The 21,172-nt window shown below is 45.2% G+C and carries 16 protein-coding genes; 4 read left to right on the top strand and 12 right to left on the bottom strand.

What is annotated here, in order from left to right; genetic code table 11:
* The first annotated feature begins 20 nt into the window (after positions 1-20).
* Positions 21-287, top strand: a complete 267-nt coding sequence (locus BST85_RS07755) for a hypothetical protein (RefSeq protein WP_104812730.1) — start codon at positions 21-23, stop codon at positions 285-287.
* On the opposite strand, the gene BST85_RS07750 is transcribed toward BST85_RS07755, so the two are convergent.
* From BST85_RS07750 to htpG, 10 genes are all read right to left on the bottom strand, one after another.
* Complete coding sequence (locus tag BST85_RS07750; RefSeq protein WP_104812729.1) at positions 284-988, bottom strand: DUF4369 domain-containing protein; 705 nt, start codon at positions 986-988, stop codon at positions 284-286. The two genes, BST85_RS07755 and BST85_RS07750, sit on opposite strands and share 4 nt — an antisense overlap.
* Before the next feature lie 45 nt (positions 989-1,033).
* Positions 1,034-2,347 (bottom strand): DUF819 family protein, encoded by a 1,314-nt coding sequence (locus BST85_RS07745; protein ID WP_104812728.1) that lies wholly within the window; start codon positions 2,345-2,347, stop codon positions 1,034-1,036.
* A gap of 35 nt (positions 2,348-2,382) precedes the next feature.
* A complete protein-coding gene (locus BST85_RS07740) occupies positions 2,383-2,544 on the bottom strand; it encodes a type II toxin-antitoxin system antitoxin (RefSeq protein WP_104812727.1) in 162 nt (53 codons plus the stop codon).
* A 2-nt stretch (positions 2,545-2,546) separates the two neighbouring features.
* Entirely contained in the window at positions 2,547-3,482 is a 936-nt protein-coding gene (locus BST85_RS07735) for an alpha/beta hydrolase (protein ID WP_104812726.1), read from the bottom strand.
* Entirely contained in the window at positions 3,479-3,982 is a 504-nt protein-coding gene (locus BST85_RS07730; RefSeq protein ID WP_146090681.1) for a hypothetical protein, read from the bottom strand. The genes BST85_RS07735 and BST85_RS07730 overlap by 4 nt, the downstream gene beginning before the upstream one ends.
* Position 3,983: 1 nt before the next feature.
* A complete protein-coding gene (locus tag BST85_RS07725) occupies positions 3,984-4,844 on the bottom strand; it encodes an SPFH domain-containing protein (protein ID WP_104812724.1) in 861 nt (286 codons plus the stop codon).
* Positions 4,845-5,048: 204 nt separating this feature from the next.
* Positions 5,049-5,663 carry an alpha-ketoglutarate-dependent dioxygenase AlkB family protein gene (locus tag BST85_RS07720; protein WP_104812723.1) on the bottom strand — a complete coding sequence of 205 codons (615 nt, stop codon included), beginning with the start codon at positions 5,661-5,663 and terminating at the stop codon, positions 5,049-5,051.
* 7 nt (positions 5,664-5,670) lie between these two features.
* On the bottom strand, positions 5,671-6,021 hold the full coding sequence (locus BST85_RS07715; protein ID WP_104812722.1) for a DoxX family protein: 351 nt from the start codon (positions 6,019-6,021) through the stop codon (positions 5,671-5,673).
* A 97-nt stretch (positions 6,022-6,118) separates the two neighbouring features.
* The gene (locus BST85_RS07710; RefSeq protein ID WP_104812721.1) at positions 6,119-10,441 is read right to left on the bottom strand and encodes an HYR domain-containing protein; all 4,323 of its coding nucleotides are present in this window, start codon (positions 10,439-10,441) and stop codon (positions 6,119-6,121) included.
* Positions 10,442-10,576: 135 nt separating this feature from the next.
* Positions 10,577-12,466, bottom strand: a complete 1,890-nt coding sequence (gene htpG / locus BST85_RS07705) for a molecular chaperone HtpG (RefSeq protein WP_104812720.1) — start codon at positions 12,464-12,466, stop codon at positions 10,577-10,579.
* 152 nt (positions 12,467-12,618) lie between these two features.
* On the opposite strand from htpG, the gene BST85_RS07700 reads away from it, so the two are divergent.
* Both BST85_RS07700 and BST85_RS07695 read left to right on the top strand, forming a co-directional pair.
* Entirely contained in the window at positions 12,619-13,293 is a 675-nt protein-coding gene (locus tag BST85_RS07700; RefSeq protein WP_104812719.1) for a TetR family transcriptional regulator C-terminal domain-containing protein, read from the top strand.
* A gap of 3 nt (positions 13,294-13,296) precedes the next feature.
* On the top strand, positions 13,297-14,610 hold the full coding sequence (locus BST85_RS07695; protein ID WP_104812718.1) for an ABC1 kinase family protein: 1,314 nt from the start codon (positions 13,297-13,299) through the stop codon (positions 14,608-14,610).
* A gap of 164 nt (positions 14,611-14,774) precedes the next feature.
* Here the strand turns inward: BST85_RS07695 and BST85_RS07690 are convergent, their stop codons facing one another.
* On the bottom strand, positions 14,775-17,231 hold the full coding sequence (locus tag BST85_RS07690) for an alpha/beta hydrolase family protein (protein WP_104812717.1): 2,457 nt from the start codon (positions 17,229-17,231) through the stop codon (positions 14,775-14,777).
* A 146-nt stretch (positions 17,232-17,377) separates the two neighbouring features.
* Here BST85_RS07690 and BST85_RS07685 point away from each other — a divergent pair, with 146 nt between their 5' ends.
* On the top strand, positions 17,378-18,388 hold the full coding sequence (locus BST85_RS07685; protein WP_104812716.1) for a 3-oxoacyl-ACP synthase III family protein: 1,011 nt from the start codon (positions 17,378-17,380) through the stop codon (positions 18,386-18,388).
* 180 nt (positions 18,389-18,568) lie between these two features.
* Here BST85_RS07685 and BST85_RS07680 read toward each other — a convergent pair whose 3' ends face one another.
* A complete protein-coding gene (locus tag BST85_RS07680; RefSeq protein WP_104812715.1) occupies positions 18,569-21,106 on the bottom strand; it encodes a TonB-dependent receptor domain-containing protein in 2,538 nt (845 codons plus the stop codon).
* Between the last annotated feature and the right edge of the window lie 66 nt (positions 21,107-21,172).

The raw sequence follows: 21,172 nt of genomic DNA, 5'->3' as shown, positions 1-21,172 counted from the left end.
CAAATTATAACTGAATTACCATGGCGAGCATAAAACATCTCAAACAGGATATCAATTACATACTTGGGGATATCATCGAGGCTGTATATATCTGGGAAGCCACTAATCCGGATAAAGGAACCAAGGATTCCGAGAAGATCATCGACGAGGCAATCGCAACCTTCGACGATCTGATCGCTAAGGTTAATCAGCGGGATGTAGAGAATAAAAAGGCCCACTTCAAGGCCATTAATGCCGAGCTTGAGACCAGGGGTCGTGCCCTGATCGATAAGATCAACGCCCTTTAATCCTCCGTTCGGCCCTGGATAAAGGCCTCTAGTTTTTTACCGTAATAAGATTCTTTCACCCTTGGGGTCAAAGCCTGGTAGACTGTGTCCATGTATTTCGGATTGATGTCGTAGGCTTCGGTTAACATTAAGTAAGGAGCCACCTCCAGGTCTTTCTGGTTCAAGGCAAAATTGACAGTGGCCAAATATTTACCCGCCAGTAGCCTGTTTTGTTGCTGTTGCAGCGAGTCCATAGCTTCGCTCTGACCCGAAGTCTGTGCTTTGAAAATGGACTCGATCAGATCCAGGTTCCTGTCCGTATATCGTTTGATAAGTAAAGCATACTCGTCCATCTTTTCCTGATTGACTGATCCTGTAATGCTTACATCCAGGCCAAAATTCTTTAAGGAAGAACGAATCTGAATAGGTTTTGGTTCTGCGAAGAAGGCTATGCGGTCCTCCCATATGGAGCCATCCTTCTTTAAATACAAATAAAATACCTCAGGACTTTCTACCGGAGTAATGAACTGGAAAGTAGGATCGCCGGAAATCTCTACAGAATCAATGGTTTCTAAAAGGGTGTCATTTACTCTTTGCAATAAGAGAACTCCTTTCTTCAATTCACTGATCTCACCGGTGAGGTCCATTTCACCCTCCGAAGCGGTTTCTGTACAACCATACCACGTGAGCCCTATCAACAATATCCAAAAGTACTTCTTCATGCTAACTGTATTGATCGCGCAAATATGCGAAAAATCGGCTTAAGGTCAAGCGGTCGCAGCCAATTGCATTAGGACCGTACAAAGTATAGCTCCTATAGTCCCTATGGCATATCCAAATACGGCCAACAGTACACCTACGGTTGCTAAAGACGGGTGAAAAGCTGAGGCGACAACCGGAGCAGATGCTGCTCCTCCCACATTGGCCTGACTTCCCACAGCCAGGAAGAAATAAGGTGCTCTTGCCAGTTTGGCTACCAGGATGAGGATTCCAGCGTGTATAGCCATCCAGATCAGTCCGACCGCGATCAACCCTTTGTTATTAAAAATATCCATGATATCGATCTTCATGCCGATGGTGGCGACCAAGATGTAAATAAATACACTTCCTATCTTACTTGCCCCTGCGCCTTCAAAAGCTCTGAGCTTAGTGTAGGACAGAACTATTCCGATCAAAGTAGCTATAGAGATCATCCAAAAGAAACTGGAACTGAGGAAGGTAAACATGTTCCTCGTAATCCCAGCGGACAGATTATTGACAAAATCAGCAAAGAGGGAACTCAGATAACCGGCGCCCCAATGCGCCAGTCCAACCGAGCCGAAGGCAATACCTCCTAGGATCATCAGATCCTTGAGGTCCGGAATCCTGCTGACCTTTTTAGTGTAGGATGACATTTTATTCTTTAGGCTTTCAATGGCTGTGGTATCTGCCTTAAGCCAGCTATCAAACTTAGTGGCTCTTCCGATCCCGATCAGTATCAAGGCCATCCAAATATTAGCTACTACTATGTCGACAAAGACGAATTGCCCAAACAGTTTCTGGTTAAATCCGTAGATCTCTAACATGGCAGTTTGGTTGGCGCCTCCACCGATCCAGCTTCCAGCCAAAGTGGAAAGGCCTCTCCATACAGCGTCGGCTCCTTCGCCTCCAACAGTTTCCGGTGAAATGGTACCGACTATAACGACCGCTATCGGACCACCCAGTATGATCCCGACTGTCCCTGCAAAGAACATGATCAGGGCCTTGGGCCCAAGATTGAATACCCCTTTAAGATCTATGCTCAGAGTCATCAGGACCAAGGCGGCTGGCAATAGATACCTACTGGCCATATAATAGAGATTCGTACTCTCTTTAACTGTCTCTCCTGCTTCGTTAGTAGTGGTCCATTCCGGAGCGATCAAACCGGTTGTGGTTAAAATGGCCGGTACAAAATAGGCCATAAATAAGGCGGGAACAATCTTATAGAATCTATGCCAGAAGCCGGATTTTCGGGATGAGGTAAAAAAGATAACACCCAGACAGAGCATTAGCACCCCAAATACGATGGTATCTTGGGTGAAAAAGGGGGTTGATTCGGTCATTTAATTCGTGATTTGACGCAAAATACAACTATTAATCAATTCCTGTTCTTGGGGAGTCTTTTAGCTCTTTTTAAGGCATCGTGAAGCATCCATTCGATCTGGCCATTGGTAGAGCGGAATTCATCCGCCGCCCATTTTTCGATGGCTTTCATCATGTCTTCGTTAACCCGAAGTGCGAATGCTTTCTTTTTCGCCATTATTATTTGTTTACAAAGGCAGCAACAGTTTCGATCAGTTCAGGGATTACTGGTCGATTATACTCATTATAGGACTTGGAGTTTTCCAGGTCATCACCTTCTATTTTCTTGAATATGTGATTCATCTTGGGAATGATGACCAGCTGGGCATCCGGTTTGGCCTCATGCAAGGCCTGGGCTTCCGATTCCTGTACTTGAAGGTCCTTACCGCCATTAATGATGAGAACCGGTATATCCAGCTTCGTGATCTCGGCTTTAGGATCGTATTGCATCCAGGTGAGAATAAAAGGTTGTATGGCTGGTCTGAAAATTGAGGCCAGTCCCGGACTGTAGTTTTGGGCAACTCCATTTACCCGAAGATCGTCGAAAGACTGTCGGGCATTGTCTACAAGTCCCGGAGCTTGTTTCTGCAATTGATCAACGATCACATCATCGATCTCCTGGCCTGCTCCTGCAATCGAAATAAACCCATTGGCCCGATTTTGAGCAGCAACCATGCCCACCAGTGAACCTTGGCTGTGGCCTGCAACATATATGGCAGAGAACCGCTCATCATCTTTGAAGTGGTCTACCACGGCAATAGCATCCTCTATGAAATCGTCAAATCGAATCTGTTCTTCATTGAGGGTGCGGTTTTGAAGTTGCAATACAATTCTCTTGTCATATCTAAAGGTGGATATGCCATTTTGATAGAGTCCCTCTGCCAAAAAACGCAGGGAATTGTTCTTCATCATATTCTGATTGCCGTTACGGTCGGTTGGTCCGGATCCGGCTATTAGAATGACCAGGGGAGAAGCACCATTATCAGAGGGCATCATTAAACTGCCCTTTATCAAGGGGTTGATGGACATTTCAGTTTGGGTGAATGTCACTTCCTGGGCCTGGGCGCTCCAAATACAAACACTGATCAGGAGATAGATGAAGATTCTTGCAATCATGGTTTAGCTAATTTTTGTTCGTACTGTCTTAGAACAGAACGTACTTCTGCTTCTTTTTGTGTTCCAATCATAATCTTTTTGCCATTGGTCAACTCCAATTGAATCCCGATGTTACCTTTTACATTAAGCGCACGACCTCCTTTACCCAATCGGATGCGATATCCCCAACCTCCGTATTCTGCGATTGGGTTGTACTTGCGCACATAGCAAGCCGTCATTTCGTGCCAATGTACATTGCGCATGGTTAGATGAAAAGGCCAGAAGGAATAATGAATGCCTGCTTCGTCTATCCTGGTTTCCAATTTAAAGTAGAATAGAAGCAAAACCACCAATAATAAGCTGATACCACAGGCCAGACTAACTATGAGCAAGGCGGTTGAGTCGTCCTTGAGCTCGTCATAGCTCAATGCGACGGGCATGATTGTTATCCCGATCACAATGGCCATAAGCAGCCGAAACCACCATTGATCAAAACGTTGTGTCTCCGTAAGTACCCTCATATTAGGTGTTCAGGGTTCCGGTATTGACAACAGGTGCGGCGTCTTTGTCGCCACAAAGGATAACCATCAGGTTGCTGACCATGGCCGCTTTGCGCTCCTCATCGAGGTCGACGACTTGCTTTTTACTCAGTTCTTCTAAAGCCATTTCCACCATACTGACTGCCCCTTCAACTATTTTGTGACGAGCAGCAACGATCGCAGTGGCTTGTTGTCGTTTTAGCATGGCACTGGCTATTTCATTGGCATAGGCGAGATATCCAATTCGGGATTCCAAAACCTCTATGCCCGCTATAGCCAATCGGTCTTCCAATTCGGCTTCCAGGGCTTCATTTACCTCCTTCATACTAGAACGCAAAGTGATCTCTTCGTCCATACCTTCATCAGCAAAATTGTCGTATGGATACTTGCTGGCCAATTCCCGTACAGCTGCATCGGTCTGTACCCGAACAAAGTTTTCGTAATCGTCCACATCAAAAGCAGCTTTGAAGGTATCCCTTACTCGCCAAACCAGTATGGTGGAAATGTTGATGGGATTCCCTAGTTTGTCGTTCACCTTTAGCCGCTCACTGTCGAAGTTGCGCGCCCGCAGGGAGATTTTCTTTTTGACGTAAAGTGGATTTACCCAGAACAGCCCATTCTTTTTTATAGTCCCCATATATTTTCCGAATAAAAGCAATACTCTGGACCCATTTGGATTGACCAGTACAAATCCGGGTAGCATGAACATAGCCACGATTAGGCCAAGAACGAATAAAGGCATCCGAACAGCGACCAAGCCAGCTATACTTCCGAAGAAGAGTATGAGAAACAGGAATAACATCAGGTAGCCATTAGAGGCATCGTTGTTTCTTTCGTTTGACATGGGTATAAGGTTTATATTGATATTAAAATGATATTAAACAAATATAAGGTATTTTTTTCGAAAATTCCAAACTGTTCTTAGGGTAATTTGCTGATAAGAGTAAACTTAGGCCGGAGTAGGGAAGCGCTTAGGGTTATTCAAATCTGGAATTTCCAGACATGGATTACCTATAAAATAGTTAGTTTCCGGGCCCTATGACCTTATCTATCCCTTTGTGGATTGGTCGATAAGGTATCGAAAGGTAAGATTGATGCGTTGCCCGATCGCTTTGCTCGTTTTTGGTAGTTGATGCTGCCAGTGATGTTGTGTGCTTCCGCTCATGATCAGCAGGCTTCCTGTCTCCAGCCAAAATTTAAATCGCATCTCCTTATGCTGTTTGTGGCGCATCTGAAATATGCGCCTCTCTCCCAGGCTGATGGAAGCTATGCTCGGATTTTTACCTAGTTCGGGTTCGTCATCGCTATGCCAACCATTGCTGTCTGCTCCTGTCCGATAAAGATTCAGCAATATGGCATTGTAAGTCTGCTGGTGTTCTTTCTGAAGCCGCCGATTGATCAACCTCATTTCCGGAAGCATTTCATGACTTGCCATCCGAATTCCTGAGTAACCGTAAGAGAGTCCTTTCTTAGCGTATAATGCAGTTAGGCGCGGTTGATCGTATTCTTTTCCAAATACCCGGATCTTGTCGTGTTGCCACCGAACTTCCTTTAATAAATAATTGTATAGTTGCTCGCTCCGATTTGGGTGTATGAACTCAGGTTCATAGTATATTTCCAGATCAGGTAGAGCAGGCGGGTTATGCGGGTCGATCAACTTCATCCTGACTTTAGGTGTATTGAAGCGTCCAATAGATGAGTCCAAATTGAAGGAGCAAGCGGAGCCATAGGAACCATTGGGGTAGGTTCAATGAAGCCTCCTTATGCAGTATCATGTGGATATGAACGCTAAGAAATAAGATCAATATTACAATGATGCCCCAAGCTGCTGCGGATTGTGTTTCTGGATTGAGCAGCATTAAGCCTAGTATCATCTCTATGATTCCGCTCAGTAGAACCAGACTTTGGTGGGCAGGCAGATAGTTGGGCATGACCTTAAGATAGATACCCGTTTTTTTAAAGTGGGTAATTCCGGCCACAATCATTACAATCCCCAACATGTATTGATCGATAGGAAGCATGGAGTCAATTTTAGATTGGAAAATTACTCAAGAATCTGCCAATAAAAAAACCCCTCCAAACGGAGGGGGTTTTGGTTTATAAGGATCTGATGTTTGCTTATTGCTTGATCAGTCTCTTGACAGCTGTTTGGTCGTTTCCTTGGATCTGAACCATGTATACACCGGAGGCCAGAGCAGAGACATCGATTGTTCGTTGTCCTTGGGCCATATTATTCAGTGATTGGTTGATCACGGCCCTTCCGTTCATATCGAAGATCATTACAGATTCCAGGTTGACACCTGTTCTGTTATCGATGGTGATGTTATTCACGGCAGGGTTAGGATAAACGCTAATACCTACATCGAATGGGTTGTTGTTGGTACCTAGGATACTTTCAACAGTCAGTTCGAAGGAACAGGTAGCTACGTTACCGTTTTCATCTTCAGCGGTCAGGGTCACAGTGTAGACACCATCAGGCAGTTCAGTACCTGGAGCTGGATCTTGCGTTGTGATCGTGATCGGATCTGTACAGTTATCAGAAACTGTAGCCTCACCATTACCGAAGTAATCTGGCACCGTGTAGAACAGCGAGTCTGTACCTGGATCGACAGTTTGGTCTTCCGGACAGGTCAGTACTGGCGCCAGGTTGTCCACTACCAATACAGTAGCTGAACAAGCTGCGATATTACCACTGGCATCGCTAACGAAAGCAGTCACGACGATAGGCGTACCGATATCGGCACAAGTGAACTCGTCAATGTCTACAGCCGAGGTAGAGATACCACAAGCCTCATCTACAGAAGAGATGATATCAAATGCATCGATCTCAGCTTCTCCGTTCTCATCGAGTTCGATGATCACTTCAGTACTAGTTGGAGATGCAATCAGTGAGACATTATCAAGCGCAAATTTGGCGGGACCTGTAAAGGCTTCTGGGATATTTTGCCAGAACGCGATTCTAATGTCCTGACCAGCGTAAGCACTCAAGTCTGCCGAAAGACTGCTCCACAACCCATCGTCGTTCACATCACCTCCAATGGCTACAACTTGGTGGAGTACCTCCAATACGTTGTCGTCCATATCGCGCACCTGAACCTCGTATATTCTGTCGGCACAGCTTCCGCAGAAGAATACGTAATCGATATCCTCATCCCAGCTCAGGGTAACCGCACCTACACCAGATGGAATACTTACATCTTGGTAAAGAACGGTCTCATCCGGACCTACGCCGTCAAATCCATTACCGGCAAGGAATCCACCATCAGTAGGGAATGCTTCCGGTATTCCAAATCCAGGTGTAAAGGAAGTGAATACGCCCCATGGGACAAATGGACTGGTTAATTCTATTACCGTCCAACCAGAGAAGTCTCCAGTTTCGAAACTTCCATTGCCGATAAGTTCTTGATCCTGAGGTCCACAAGTGATAATCGGAGCAGTTTCGTCAATGACGTTAACGGTAGCTGTACAAGTAGCTTCGTTTCCGGCAGCATCAGTAACTGTTACGTTCACTTGGTTCTGACCCAGTTGTGAACAGTCAAAGCTGATGGTTGACTCAACTGGAGTGATGCAGTTACCAGAGAAGGTATATACTCCGTCAAATCCACCACCTCCAACAGCTGTCCAGTTAACTCCATCAGAAGAGCTAAGGGTCTCATTACCCTGAATAGAAGCTGAAGTCATCTCCCAAGCAGTCAGTCCTGCGGTAGAAGAAGAACAGATCATAGCGATCCAATAAGTCGTATCGGAACCAGGATCACTGACAAATGTGAATGGGGCCAAATCGAAGCTCACTTCACTAACATCAAATCCGAAGTTGCTTCCAACGACAGCCTGAGCAGTAGGCACAACACCCAATTGACTTCCGATCTGAGCACCAGGTACTCCGCTTGCATCTTCGTAGAAGAAGAAGTCAACAGAGGCCATAGTCGCTCCTACTTCGTGGAACAAGTTGGCTGTGATACCAGTTAGTTCGAAATCACTTCCCATAGAAACTACCAGGTCGTTAGCTGCACGGAATCCAGAAGCTGGATCCTTGATGGCGCCATTTTCGAAGGCGTTACTTGGGTTGTTTTGCTCACATGGATTCACATCTCCACCAACAGTGACTGAAGTACCACAGTTGTCGTCTATAACGAGGATAAGATCAGAGGCGTCAATTGTTGCCATACCAGAGGCATCCAAAATAACATCCAATGGAGTGGCTGGTACGTCATACGTATACTCAATTCCCCAGTTGTCTAGTACACCAGAATCAAATGCTGGTTCGACATCGGTGATTGTCAATGTCCAATCTCCCAGTGTGCTTTCGCCATTAAAGGCAGATAGCATATCTGTTGGAGAAACTAAACCACCAATTGCAGGAAGATTATTACACTCATCGTCAGCTGGGTTGGCAGCATCATCGTCGAAAGTAGCATTTATATCGTCTCCAGGACATCCAAATGGACCTGCATCTGGATTTCCAGGCTCGCTTGTTAGGGTCACCACAGTTCCACTCGGTGATTCAAGTGTAACGACTAGGTCACCTACCCAAGTGTGAGTAACGTTAAGAACAACATTAATGTCTGTGATGGTTTCATCGTCAGACACATTAATCACACTAACAACATCGGCGGACCCATCGATTGTACTGCCTGGACTAGCATCAACAAAATCGGTGACCGCTGCAGGCTGTCCGATACATACAATGTTCGGAGCAGTATTGTCTTCAATAGTTACTGTCGCAGTACACTGAGCAGAATTTCCTGAAGGGTCAGTAACTGTCAATGTAACCGTGTTAGCACCAATGTTAGAACAATCGAAGGTGTCGATGTCCAGTGTCATGGTGTCAATAGAACAGTTATCAGAAGAACCACCATCCACATCCATTGGTGTGATCATGGCCATGCCGGTCACAGGATCAAGCTCGACAGTGATGTCCTGGCATACGGCAACTGGGTCTTCATCATCAACTACAGTAATATTGAAGCTACAGGTAGAAACGTTTCCACCGTTATCCGTAGCTGTGAATTCGATAAATGTTGTACCCACAGGGAACACAGTTCCACTGGCGGGACCAGCAGTTTGAATAACTGATGCCAATCCACAGGCATCAATAGCAACAGCATCAGCAAAAGTTACTGTAGCTCCACAAGTTCCGGCTTCAACAGATGCCGTAACATCCATTGGACACGCAATTGCAGGTGGAAGGTCGTCCACTACATTTACATCGATATCAGCAGTAGTTTGGTTTCCATTGGCGTCGGTCGCTTCGATCGTTACAGTCACTGTTCCAATGTCAGAACAATCAACTGCGATATCTGGTGTTCCTCCAACCAAACCTTCACTGGCAATACCACAAGCATCGGTAGCAGCAGCCGTGGTTACATCAGCATAGGTAATTGTTCCTGATCCACTTCCATCCAGGATGACGGTGAAGGCACCATCTGCCACAGGACTTAGCACTGGCGCTACATTGTCTTCTACGGTTACTGTTGCAGTACACATATCCGTTAATCCGCCAGAATCCGTTACTGTCAGCGTCACGGAGTTTGCTCCGACATCTGCACAGGTAAATGCTGTCTGAGAAGCAACTAGACTTACAGGTACACCATCTTCAATGTCAGTAGATCCGCCATCGATGTCAGCAGCCACAATTGTTGCATTTCCGGCCGCGTCCAGTTGAATTGTGATGTCCTGACAAACCGCAACAGGTGGGTTATTGATCAGGTTGAATCTGAATTCCATTCCTAAGTCGTTGGTCGCGCCCAATCCCGCACAACTTGTATGTGGAGTCCAGTTTGTACAACCAGTTCCAAAACCATCACCGTTGTTTCTCCATGCGTAAACGTCATCATTTCCATCGGACGTAGTCGACCAGAACCATTGTCCGCCCAAAGCTAAGTCCATCACCGAACGAACCGAGACCCAATACTTCGTACCTCCAGTCAGGGGAACAATTACAGAGGGGCTCAAGGTGAAACTACCATCATTATCAGGGTCTACGTCAGAAGCTAAGAAATTCTCAGTGTAGACTTCGGCTACAGGAACACCAGTTCCGTTATCCGTCCAGATGCGGAATCGGAAACGGGCATTGGGATCAGCGGCTGCTCCGGCTCCACCGTAAACACCATAAACATCCATTTCACAGATGTATGCATCGTCCGAACCAGGAACGATAAAATCATCAGCAGCCTGGTTATCCAAGGCGTCATTTACAGGATCGAAATCCTGGGAGCTTATCCCACTTCCATCAAATGTCAAGTTACTGTAAGTAGGCAGAATGGCATCACATGATAGCATTCTCGTGTTGGCAGACGCGAGATTGCTCAATGCACTTGCGTCCACCCGTATGTTCCTTACAGGTTGATTTGTATTTTGGAGGGTCGTCTGAGCGTGCACCCCAACTAGTGCAAACAAAGACAAGAAAAATCCAAAATACGTCGAAGTAATTTTCCTCATAATCGAAATTTTAGTTAATTGAATCTTAATGATATCAAAAATACAGTAAAATCGACCACTTGGACAAGTTTTTTTAAAAAAGAAACCGGCGTAACAGTAAGTTAACGCCGGCTGGATGTAAGTAACTGATAATTATTATTTTATGAGGTCGTAACTTCGTTGGATAAACCTAGTTAGCTCCTCACCCTGGAGTAGATTTTTACTCAATCTGGCTAAATCCAGGGATTGATTGATCAATCTTTCCTGTTTTTTACGAGTTTTTGTAGCTAAAATCTTACCAATCAACTCGTGGTTTGTATTGACTATCACATTGTAAACATCGGGCATGTTACCCATCCCAAACATACCGCCACCACCTGATTTCTGCATTTCCTTCATTCGGCGCATAAATTCGGGCTCGGTGATGGTAAAAGGACTGGCTTCCTGATCCATCGCCTCTAGCTGGAGTGTGAATTTTTCACTTGGAATAACTTCACTCATCAGGCTGTTAAGGCGCTCCTTTTCTTCCTCATTGAGAACGGAAGCGATTTCTTCATCCTTTTGAATCAGTTTATCGATGTGATCTGAATCAACTCTTGTAAAAGTGGTATTCTCATGCTCCGATTCCAGTTTCTGGATCAGGTGAGAAACAATTGGAGAATTAAGTAGCAACACTTCGTAACCCTTGCCTTTCGCAGCTTCTATATAACTGTGCTGTTGATCCTTATCTGAGGCGTAAAGAACAACCAGTTTGTCCTCTTTATCAGTCTGGTTTTCCTTGATCTTTTCGGTCAATTCCTCGAAGGTAAAATAATCACCATCGACGGTTGGGTAAAGCGCAAATTTCTGGGCCTTTTCAAAGAATTTATCCTCGGTCAACATCCCGTATTCGACAACGATCTTGATGTCGTCCCATTTCTGTTGAAAAGCATCCCGATCGTCATTGAAAATTGATTTAAGCTTATCGGCCACTTTCCGTGTGATATAGCTTGAAATCTTCTTCACCGCCCCGTCCGCTTGCAGGTAACTCCTGGAAACATTCAAGGGGATATCCGGTGAGTCGATGACTCCGCGTAACATGGTCAGGAATTCAGGTACGATCCCCTCTACGTTGTCAGTCACAAAGACTTGATTCTGATATAGTTGAATCCTGTCTTTTTGCATGTTAAGGTCGTTCGACAACTTGGGGAAATACAAAATACCGGTCAAGTTAAACGGGTAGTCAACGTTCAGGTGAATATTGAACAATGGCTCCTCAAATTGCATGGGGTACAGTTCCCTGTAGAATTGTTTGTAGTCATCCTCTTCCAGGTCTGACGGTTTGCGAGTCCAAGCCGGGTTGGGATTGTTGATGATATTGTCAACCTCCTGGGTAGGAGCAGGGTCATCTTCCTTGGCATCTTCCGGCTTCGGAAGTGTTTCTGTACGGGTACCGAATTTGATCGGTATCGGCATGAATTTGTTGTACTTGCGCAGCAGTTCACTGATTCGGCTCTCCTCTAAGAACTCCGTAGAGTCTTCAGCTATATGTAAAATTATAGACGTCCCTCTTTCCGTTCTCTCCGCTTCTTCCAAGGTGTAGTTTGGAGATCCGTCACAGCTCCAGTGTGCAGCTGGCTCGTCCTGATAACTTTTAGTGATGATCTCAACCCGATCGGCCACCATAAAAGCGGAATAGAATCCGAGGCCAAAATGACCAATGATCCCGGCCTCCTCGCCTTGTTGGTCCTTGTATTTCTCGATGAATTCCTCGGCACCAGAAAAGGCAATTTGATTGATGTATTTTTCAACCTCTTCAGCCGTCATTCCGATACCTTGATCACTGATAGTCAGTGTTTTAGATTCTTTATCTATGCTTACCTCGATCTGTGGTTCGCCATATTCCCCGGAGGCCTGACCTATACTGTGTAAGTGTTTCAACTTTAGGGTTGCGTCCGTGGCATTGGATATCAGCTCGCGTAAGAAGATCTCATGGTCGCTGTAAAGGAATTTTTTGATCAGTGGGAAGATGTTCTCAACAGAGACATTTATGGTTCCTGAACTCATTTGTGTGATTTTTTTATTTGTCTTAGTCAAATCAAATTGAATACCAAGAATAAGATTGTGACAAGCTGTCAGTTTAAACTTTAACAATTATTTTGTTTAATGATATAAAATAAAAGTTAAACAAAATGTATCTTTGTTTCAAACCCACAGGTATGAGTACAAAGCAAAAGACTGCCAGAACAAAAACAAAGAAGCTAAGCCGGGAGGACATTGTGGCTCTATACATGAATGCAGTCCTGGAGCAGAGCGAATTTCCAACTAACGTCTACAAGTTTTGCCAGGAGCAAAAAATCGATGAGGCGGAATTCTACAACCATTTTGGTTCCCTGGAAAGCTTAAGACAAGCTATTTGGGGACAATTTCATCACATGGCTCTGGGATTAACTCAAAAGGCCAGGGGATATGGGAAGATGGCTGCTAAGGAAAAGTTACTGACTTACTATTTCACCTTATTCGAGTTGCTCACAGCCAACCGAAGTTATGTGCTATTTGCCCTAGACCGGTCAGAGGCCTGGTCGGACAGGATGAAACAGCTCAGCGGACTTAGAAAGGGAGTTAAGTCTTTTGCAAAGGAACTTATAGAGGATGCTAATGATGGAAAAACACTTGGTATTTTCAAGCATCCGGTAGAGCTTTTTTCAGAAGGCGCATGGGCAGAGACCATAATGATCTTGAAATTCTGGATGCGCGATGACTCTCCGAAATTTGAAGAAACAGACGCATTCATCGAAAAATCGATACGGGCTGTGTTCGATCTTTTTGAAACGACACCGCTGGAAAGTGTTTTTGATCTGGGTAAATTCCTTTGGAAGGACAGAATGGCTTGATGCATGAAGACAATTGATAGAATCCCAACATCTAAACTAGAACGAGCCACCAAATTAGTCACAACAGGTGTCAAGGTAGGTGGAAATTACCTGAAATACTACGGTGACAAATTGGTTAATGACCCGGACGCTCGGGAAAAGCTCAACGAGAACAACGCAGAGGACATCTATGACGGATTAAAGCAACTGAAGGGGTCTGCGTTGAAAGTGGCTCAAATGTTGAGCATGGAGCGCAATGTTATGCCCAAAGCCTATGTCGAGAAATTCTCACTGGCCCAATTCCAAGTACCACCTTTGTCGGCTCCTTTGGTCAGAAAGACCTTTATTCGATATCAAGGAACAGATCCCGATTTGCTATTCGATGATTTTGACCCGGAATCTGTAGCGGCTGCCAGCATTGGGCAGGTACACAGAGCTTCCAAAGACGGCAAACAGCTTGCTGTAAAAATTCAATATCCCGGTGTCGCAGCCAGTATTCAAAGCGATCTTGCATTAGTGAAACCTGTTGCGGTCAAGATGTTCAACCTCAAAGGCAAGGATTCGGAGAAATACTTTAAGGAAATTGAGGGTAAACTGATCGAGGAAACGGATTATTTGCTCGAATTAAGTCAGAGTCAGGAGATCACAGCTCAATGCGCTCACATTGAAAATTTGAGATTTCCGAAATATTACCCGGAACTTTCCAGTGAACGTATCATCACCATGGATTGGATGGAGGGGGTACATTTGTCCGAGTTTTGCGCCGGTAATCCAGATCAGGATTTAGCCAACAGGATAGGGCAAACTCTATGGGATTTCTACATGTATCAAATGCACGAACTCAAACGTGTTCATGCAGACCCACATCCAGGGAATTTCTTAATTAGTGACCAAGGTGAACTGATCGCCATCGACTTTGGTTGTATTAAGGTAGTTCCGCCAGAATTCTATCAGCCCTATTTCGAATTGGCCAGGCCAGAAAATATTAACAATCAAGAAGTATTCCGTCAAAAACTGATGGAACTGGAAATTTTACGGGCAGACGACAGTCCAAAAGAGATCGAATTCTTTGCCCAGATGTTCCACGAACTACTGAGTCTTTTTACTCAGCCATTCCATTGTGACGAATTTGACTTTGCGGACGATGACTATTTCGGTCGAATAGCCGAGCTAGGTGAGCGCTATGCCAAGGATACACAGCTTCGAAAAATGAACGGGAACCGCGGTTCGAAGCACTTTCTTTACATTAACCGAACTTTTTTCGGTCTGTACAATTTACTGCACGACCTGAAAGCCAAGGTGTTAATCCACAATGAGGTGGACTTAAGAAAAGTTTAACACTAAAATGTTTAATCTTTTTTTAAAAATATTAAACAAAGTTGTATATTTGTTCTATCAAAGTGGGATAATAGAGATTGCTATGAAAATCTAATTTATCTATTATTTTATTGGTTAGGTTGTTTGAGCTGAGGCGTGTTTATCACGCCTCAGCTTTTTTTATGCTATTTCTTAATGGTCTCTTTTTCCTTAGGAATATTGGCGGGTTTGTTCTTCACATAGGTCTCCAGCCAGTTGTCCTGTTCCCAAAGCAAATGCATGATACTTTCTTTGGCGCGATAACCATGGCTTTCTTTAGGTAACATTACTAATCTTGCGGTAGCACCCAGCCCTTTTAGTGCATTGAAATATCGTTCGCTCTGAAGAGGGTAAGTCCCGGAATTATTATCCGCCTCACCATGAACCAGCAATAAGGGTGTTTTCATCTTATCGGCATGCATAAAGGGAGACATGGTGTAATAGGTCTCAGGAGAATCCCAATACGAGCGCTGTTCGCTTTGGAAACCAAAAGGGGTCAGTGTACGGTTGTATGCCCCACTCCTGGCTATCCCGGCCGCAAATAGATCTGAATGACTCAACAAGTTGGCAACCATAAAGGCGCCATAAGAGTGTCCACCCACACCTACACGGTTGGTGTCTACATATCCCAATTCGTCAACTGCATCAATGGCGGCCTTTGCATTGGCAACCAATTGCGACCGGAATGTATCATTGGGTTCTTCATCGCCTTCTCCTACTATAGGGAAAGCGGCATCGTCCAGTACAACATAACCACGAGTCACCCAATAAATGGGAGAACCGTAATACGGATAAATGAACTCGTTGGGGTTGGTAGTACTTTGAGAGGCAGAGCTCTTGTCCTTATACTCCCGGGGATAGGCCCACAAGATCATAGGCATTTTTTCCTTAGCGGCCATATCGTATCCCGCAGGCAGATATAACGTACCTTCCAGTTCCAGGCCGTCATCCCGCTTATAGGTTATGACCTCTTTGTGAATATCTTGTAAACTCTTAAATGGGTTCTCAAATTGGGTCACCGGGCTAAGGTCATTCCCATCAGACTTGATGTTCCTGAAGTAATAGTTGGGATACTCGTTTTGGGATTCGATACGCACCAATATTTTTCCATTTCTAATGTCAATGGCCGAATACAAATTTTCCAATTTGTCTGTATAAGTGGATTGATAGATTCGTTCAGAAGATTTGTCTGATGGATCAAAACTATCTACGAAAGGGAATTGTCCTTTATCCGTATATCCGGCTCCCATCCGATAGAGTTTGCCCTCATCTACAACTAGGATCGATCGGCCAAATTCATTGCGTTCAGTCACAAAATCTCCGGGATCACTGTATTGATCCTGGTAGTTCCTATCGGTGATCAAAACGGGTTCTTTGGTGTTATCTGACGGATCGAAGACATAGGTTTTGGTATTTCGGTCATTCCACCAATAGTCATAAGCCACAGCCATATTGTCTGTTCCCCAGTCTATTCCTGCGAAGCGATTAATGGTCTGCATCAGCATGGTCGGTTCCTTTTCAAATGGGGCGCCAACCTCATAAACTGCATCCCTGTGAGCAACCTTGTTCTCCGGATCTCCACCATCCTGGGCTTCTACCCAATAAAGGGTGGCTGGTCTATCACTTCTCCAGGCCATGTTCCGTTTACCTTCGCGAGTCGCCATAAAACCTTTGGGTTGTACTTCGTTTAAGGGTACGTCGTTCATCATTTTTACGCGATTTCCAGAAAGATCATGGACAGACTGATCATAAGGGAAACGAGAATAGGGGACTATATAGGAGAAGGGTTTCTTAATGCGGGTGACCAATACAAAGCGCCCATCCGGTGAGAAACTCATCCCACGGTACATGGCGGTTGGTAAAAAGTTAGTACCTCGTCCTTGAAGATCTACCCGCTTGATCTCAGAATGTGCCAACTGCTCAAAGTTGAACTCGTCGTTCGGATTCTTTAGCAGATCCTGGTATGTCCTATTTTGGGCCTTTGCTCCATCACTTACAGAGATGGTGGGTCCGGTTGGAATGGCCTGAGCTGTATTGATGAGGTCTTTGCGACTGTATGGTAACATTTTGACCAACAAGGACTGACTGTCCTTGAACCAACTGATGGCTCCCCCCAGGTTAGCATTTACCTGAGCCCCGGTCAATCGTTTGACCCTGGCGTTCTCCAATTCCAATACCCAGACCTCAACTCCTTCGCGTGTGGTATTGAGACAAGCAATCCTTTTTTGATCTGGGGACCAGACGAATCCGGATAAACGTGGATTCTTGGGTAGACCTTTGACCTGCCTGGCCTCTTCCTCAGTGGCCAATTTGACCTTTAGGTTGTTGTAAAAGGTAGTTCGGCTTCCAATATTGGTCTGGGGATTGATCCGCAATCCACCTAGCCTCATTTCCGTTTCAGATAGTTCGGCTATGGTCTTAAATGTGTTGCGATAGATCAGCACCACATATTCACCCTTGTCGTCCATTTGAACGGCAGGAGCTAGGGGTGCATTCACCAGATCCATGATCTCCTGAGGAGGTTGTTGATAGGTTACCTTTTCCTGTCCGAAAGTCAGGGAGGAACAGGCAATAAAGAAAAGCGTAATGATGTAGCGTCGCATGGTTTTATTTTTTGCAATAAGATACTAAAATAGGCGCAGCATTTCAGTTCACCAAAAACCGCTATGCATGCATAGTAACTAGGCCTCAGAGCACGGGGCTGTACCTAATATTATGGCTATATTGCCCACGATTAAATTGAAACAACATGTACAGTTCCAAGATCAGTGGTTTGGGTTATTATGTGCCCGAAAATGTGGTGACCAACGAAGACCTCTCCAAGGTCATGGATACCAACGACGAATGGATCACCGAACGGACAGGGATCAAAGAAAGACGGCATATTCTTCCGGGCGATGGGAACTCCACTTCGGTAATGGGTGTGAAGGCCGCCAAGATCGCCATTGAGCGGGCTGGCCTCACCAAGGACGATATAGATCTCATAGTCTTTGCCACTTTGAGCCCCGACATGTATTTCCCAGGAGGAGGGGTTGAAGTACAAGAGATGATGGACATGAAGACCATTCCGGCGCTTGATATTCGCAATCAATGCAGTGGATTTGTCTATGGAATATCGGTGGCGGATCAGTTTGTGAAGACCGGAATGTACAGACATGTGCTGCTAATCGGCAGCGAGAATCACAGCGGTGGATTGGACATGACCACACGCGGAAGGGGTGTGTCCGTTATCTTTGGCGATGGTGCCGGCGCAGCTGTCATAAGTCGAAATGAGACGGGCAAAGGAGGTATTCTCTCAACCCATTTGCACAGCGAAGGAAAGCATAAGAATGAACTAGCCCTACAAGGACCCAGTACACGTTATTGGGTGCCGGAGATCATGCAAGATGATCCACAGGATGATATTCCTTATTACCCGTATATGAACGGACAGTTTGTATTTAAACACGCTGTGGTACGATTTTCAGAAGTTATCGCAGAAGGCTTACAGGCCAATGATCTCAGCGTGGACGACATCAATATGTTAATCCCTCATCAGGCTAATCTGAGAATTGCTCAATTCATTCAGAAAAAATTTGGTCTCGACGACAATCGGGTCTATAACAATATTCAGAAGTACGGCAATACTACAGCAGCCTCCATTCCCATTGCTTTAACGGAAGCTTGGGAGACCGGTAAGATCAATTCCGGAGATCTGGTTGTTCTTGCGGCTTTTGGAAGCGGTTTTACCTGGGGGAGCGCCATTATCCGCTGGGTATAAAAAAACCCCTCCGGCCGGGAGGGGTGTATATGGAACCTAATGGTTTTGTATTTATCCGGAATGGCTAATTCAAATAAATTATAAACTTTAGGTAGACTATTATATAGACTCTGTTTTTGCTCATTTGTTGCATGAGCCTAACCGATTTAACTAAAATATAACAGAGTGATTGTCAATGGTCTAGAAAATTCCTCCGCTACCGGATTTTTCGTTATCGTCACGACGTTTTCTGGACTTGGCCCGGTACTTCCCACCACCAAATCGGTAGTTGAAACTTACGTTCCAGGTTTGACTTTCCCAATTGAAGGCTCCTACTTGTCTGTAGGGTAGTTCTCCGTCGAAAGCAAAGTACATGGTGTCAAAGATGTCGTTGTAGTTCAGGCTGAAGGTTCCCTGGCCATCAAATACGGAATAGCGGGCTCCCACATTGAACATGAACATAGGGTCTATGGTGAACTGCAAGGTCCTCGCTCTTCCCCTGTACATGGCAAAGGCGGTAAAGGTCAGGTCTTTGGTGGCCTTGAAGTTATTGATCATCCTCAGGTTCCAGGCTGTGTTGTCCACCTCAAAAGACTCCTGTATAATATCTGCCTCGGTTGGGTTCTCCACATCGGCCAGCCTTTCACTCACCCCTTTCTGGGTTTGACTGAACATATCGAAACTGGCGTTGAAGTTCCACCATTTGGTAGGACGATAGTTACTAGAGATCTCAAGCCCGTAGGCATTCGTATTCTCAAAGTTGTCGTAAGTCAGGATCACTTTGTTGAGGTCTGTACGGTCTACGAACAAGGCCCTGTTGATCTCGTCCTCGATCATTCGGTAGAAAACTCCAGCGGTAATGGTTCCTTTTTCCAGTGAGCGGGTATAGTTGATCTCCATGGAGTTGGTAAACTGAGGTAATAGGCTGGTTTTTCCAAAAGAACTGATCCTTGGAGTTGCCCACTCCCTGATAGGATTAACCTGTTCTAAACCTGGTCGGTCTACGCGGCGGCTATAACTTACCTGGAATTGGTTCTTCTCTGAAGGCGTGTAGGTCACAAAGGCTGATGGATATACCTGGTAGTAGTCATTCACGAAATTCTTCAGGATGTTGTCTCCATCTCTGGTCACGGTGACGTCAGGATCGGTATCAACATTGGTCAGGTCGTCGGTGACCACACCTGGTTGATAGGTCTCAATGGTATTAGCAATCACATCGACAAATTCCGCACGCAACCCGGCCTGAACACTCCATTTCTCCCAGTTCTTTCCGAAAGTAGCATAGAGGGAATAGATGTCCCGACTGTAATCGAAGTCTGTACTCGGTCCATTGACCAGCGGTCCGCTGACATCAAATGGATTGATGACCTGCTGATTGGTCATTCGGCCAATATCAGAGTTGAACAGCCGTGCTTCAGCTCCCAGTTCCAATTTGGTCGACTCAGAAAGTGGGTTGACATAATCCAGGTTAATGGTCAAACGATCTCTTTCTGTATCGATGGCATCCACATAGTCCTCAATGGTAGGCATATTTCCTCTAAAAAGGAAGGTCGCATCCTCTTCTCCATTAAAAATGTTGTAATCGGCTTCCAGCTCGATGTTGTGACCGTCCTTGTCAAAATCGCGCTTGTAATCAAAGTTGTATTGAGAGGACATATTGTCCCTGAAGTTGGAGAATAGTTGTACTTCACCCGCAAATGGGTCGTTATACAACACGATGTCGGTGGTTCCGTCCGTTCCACCGTCAAAGATATTCTGGTTGGTAAAGACAGAGATCGTATTCTTATCATCCAGATAAAAGTCCAGGCCTCCTTTAAACAAGTTAGACTGACTGTCGTCCAGGAAGAAAAAAAACTGCTCTGAATTCTCGTCTGGTCGGAAGATATTTCCGTAATTCTCGTTTTTGGATGTATTGTGAGCCCAATTGCCGAAGAGGTTCACTTTTCCGTTTCGGTAGTTCATATCCACACCGGCGTTGAACTTAGGCTGCTTGTCATAGGTTAGGGCTACGTTAGTGCTTCCATTAAAGCCAACTTGTGTATTCTTATGAAGGATGATATTGACGATCCCGCTCATCCCTTCCGGATTGTATTTAGCCGAAGGATTGGTGATGAGTTCGATCTGTTTGATGGCTGTCGATGGTATCTGCTTGAGCAACTGCGCTACGGGAACATTGGTGAATTTACCATCTACCATTACCCGTACGTTGGTATTTCCTCTCAGGGCAAGGACTCCGGTTTGCTGATCTACGGAGACGGAAGGCAGGTTGTTCATGATATCCGAGGCCGTTGGTCCTGCCGTGGTCAGGTCTTTTCCGACATTGATCACTTTACGGTCTAACTTTTGCTCGATTGTCGTTCTCTCTGCCGTAACCGTAACCTCGTCCAGGGCTTCCACATCTTCTTCCAGGAAGATTTGCCCCAAATTTATATTTCGGCTACCTCGCTCAATGACCACTTCGGCGTTGTAGGTCTTATATCCAATATATTGGACACTGACGGTAAAAGTTCCGTCCGGGACCTCCTTAATTTCAAAATTTCCGTCGTCGTCTGTTACTGCACCGGTCAAAATTTCACCGGCAGTATTTTTTATGGCAACAGTCACATAAGGTAAAGGTTGGTTGAGGGCCTGATCGATCACAGTACCACTGATCTTTCGAGGCACATCGGTGTCCGGATCGGTGGTGGAAAAGGCAAATAAGGGTAATAGTAGGAACAGGAGAATAGATAACTGTCTCATTTTCTGATTGATTGGTTGTTCTTTTTTTGATTGATGTTGGTTATACTCATTACTTTGTATAACCTA

This window comes from Aureitalea marina, from assembly GCF_002943755.1.
Lineage (GTDB): Bacteria > Bacteroidota > Bacteroidia > Flavobacteriales > Flavobacteriaceae > Aureitalea > Aureitalea marina.
This window is presented reverse-complemented; position numbering and strand designations above follow the sequence as displayed.

Bases quoted from the DNA above. Each gene is read 5' to 3' on its own strand.
- BST85_RS07755 (WP_104812730.1), top strand. From the start codon at position 21: ATGGCGAGCATAAAACATCTCAAACAGGATATCAATTACATACTTGGG.
- BST85_RS07750 (WP_104812729.1), bottom strand. From the start codon at position 988: ATGAAGAAGTACTTTTGGATATTGTTGATAGGGCTCACGTGGTATGGT.
- BST85_RS07745 (WP_104812728.1), bottom strand. From the start codon at position 2,347: ATGACCGAATCAACCCCCTTTTTCACCCAAGATACCATCGTATTTGGG.
- BST85_RS07740 (WP_104812727.1), bottom strand. From the start codon at position 2,544: ATGGCGAAAAAGAAAGCATTCGCACTTCGGGTTAACGAAGACATGATG.
- BST85_RS07735 (WP_104812726.1), bottom strand. From the start codon at position 3,482: ATGATTGCAAGAATCTTCATCTATCTCCTGATCAGTGTTTGTATTTGG.
- BST85_RS07730 (WP_146090681.1), bottom strand. From the start codon at position 3,982: ATGAGGGTACTTACGGAGACACAACGTTTTGATCAATGGTGGTTTCGG.
- BST85_RS07725 (WP_104812724.1), bottom strand. From the start codon at position 4,844: ATGTCAAACGAAAGAAACAACGATGCCTCTAATGGCTACCTGATGTTA.
- BST85_RS07720 (WP_104812723.1), bottom strand. From the start codon at position 5,663: ATGAAGTTGATCGACCCGCATAACCCGCCTGCTCTACCTGATCTGGAA.
- BST85_RS07715 (WP_104812722.1), bottom strand. From the start codon at position 6,021: ATGCTTCCTATCGATCAATACATGTTGGGGATTGTAATGATTGTGGCC.
- BST85_RS07710 (WP_104812721.1), bottom strand. From the start codon at position 10,441: ATGAGGAAAATTACTTCGACGTATTTTGGATTTTTCTTGTCTTTGTTT.
- htpG (WP_104812720.1), bottom strand. From the start codon at position 12,466: ATGAGTTCAGGAACCATAAATGTCTCTGTTGAGAACATCTTCCCACTG.
- BST85_RS07700 (WP_104812719.1), top strand. From the start codon at position 12,619: ATGAGTACAAAGCAAAAGACTGCCAGAACAAAAACAAAGAAGCTAAGC.
- BST85_RS07695 (WP_104812718.1), top strand. From the start codon at position 13,297: ATGAAGACAATTGATAGAATCCCAACATCTAAACTAGAACGAGCCACC.
- BST85_RS07690 (WP_104812717.1), bottom strand. From the start codon at position 17,231: ATGCGACGCTACATCATTACGCTTTTCTTTATTGCCTGTTCCTCCCTG.
- BST85_RS07685 (WP_104812716.1), top strand. From the start codon at position 17,378: ATGTACAGTTCCAAGATCAGTGGTTTGGGTTATTATGTGCCCGAAAAT.
- BST85_RS07680 (WP_104812715.1), bottom strand. From the start codon at position 21,106: ATGAGACAGTTATCTATTCTCCTGTTCCTACTATTACCCTTATTTGCC.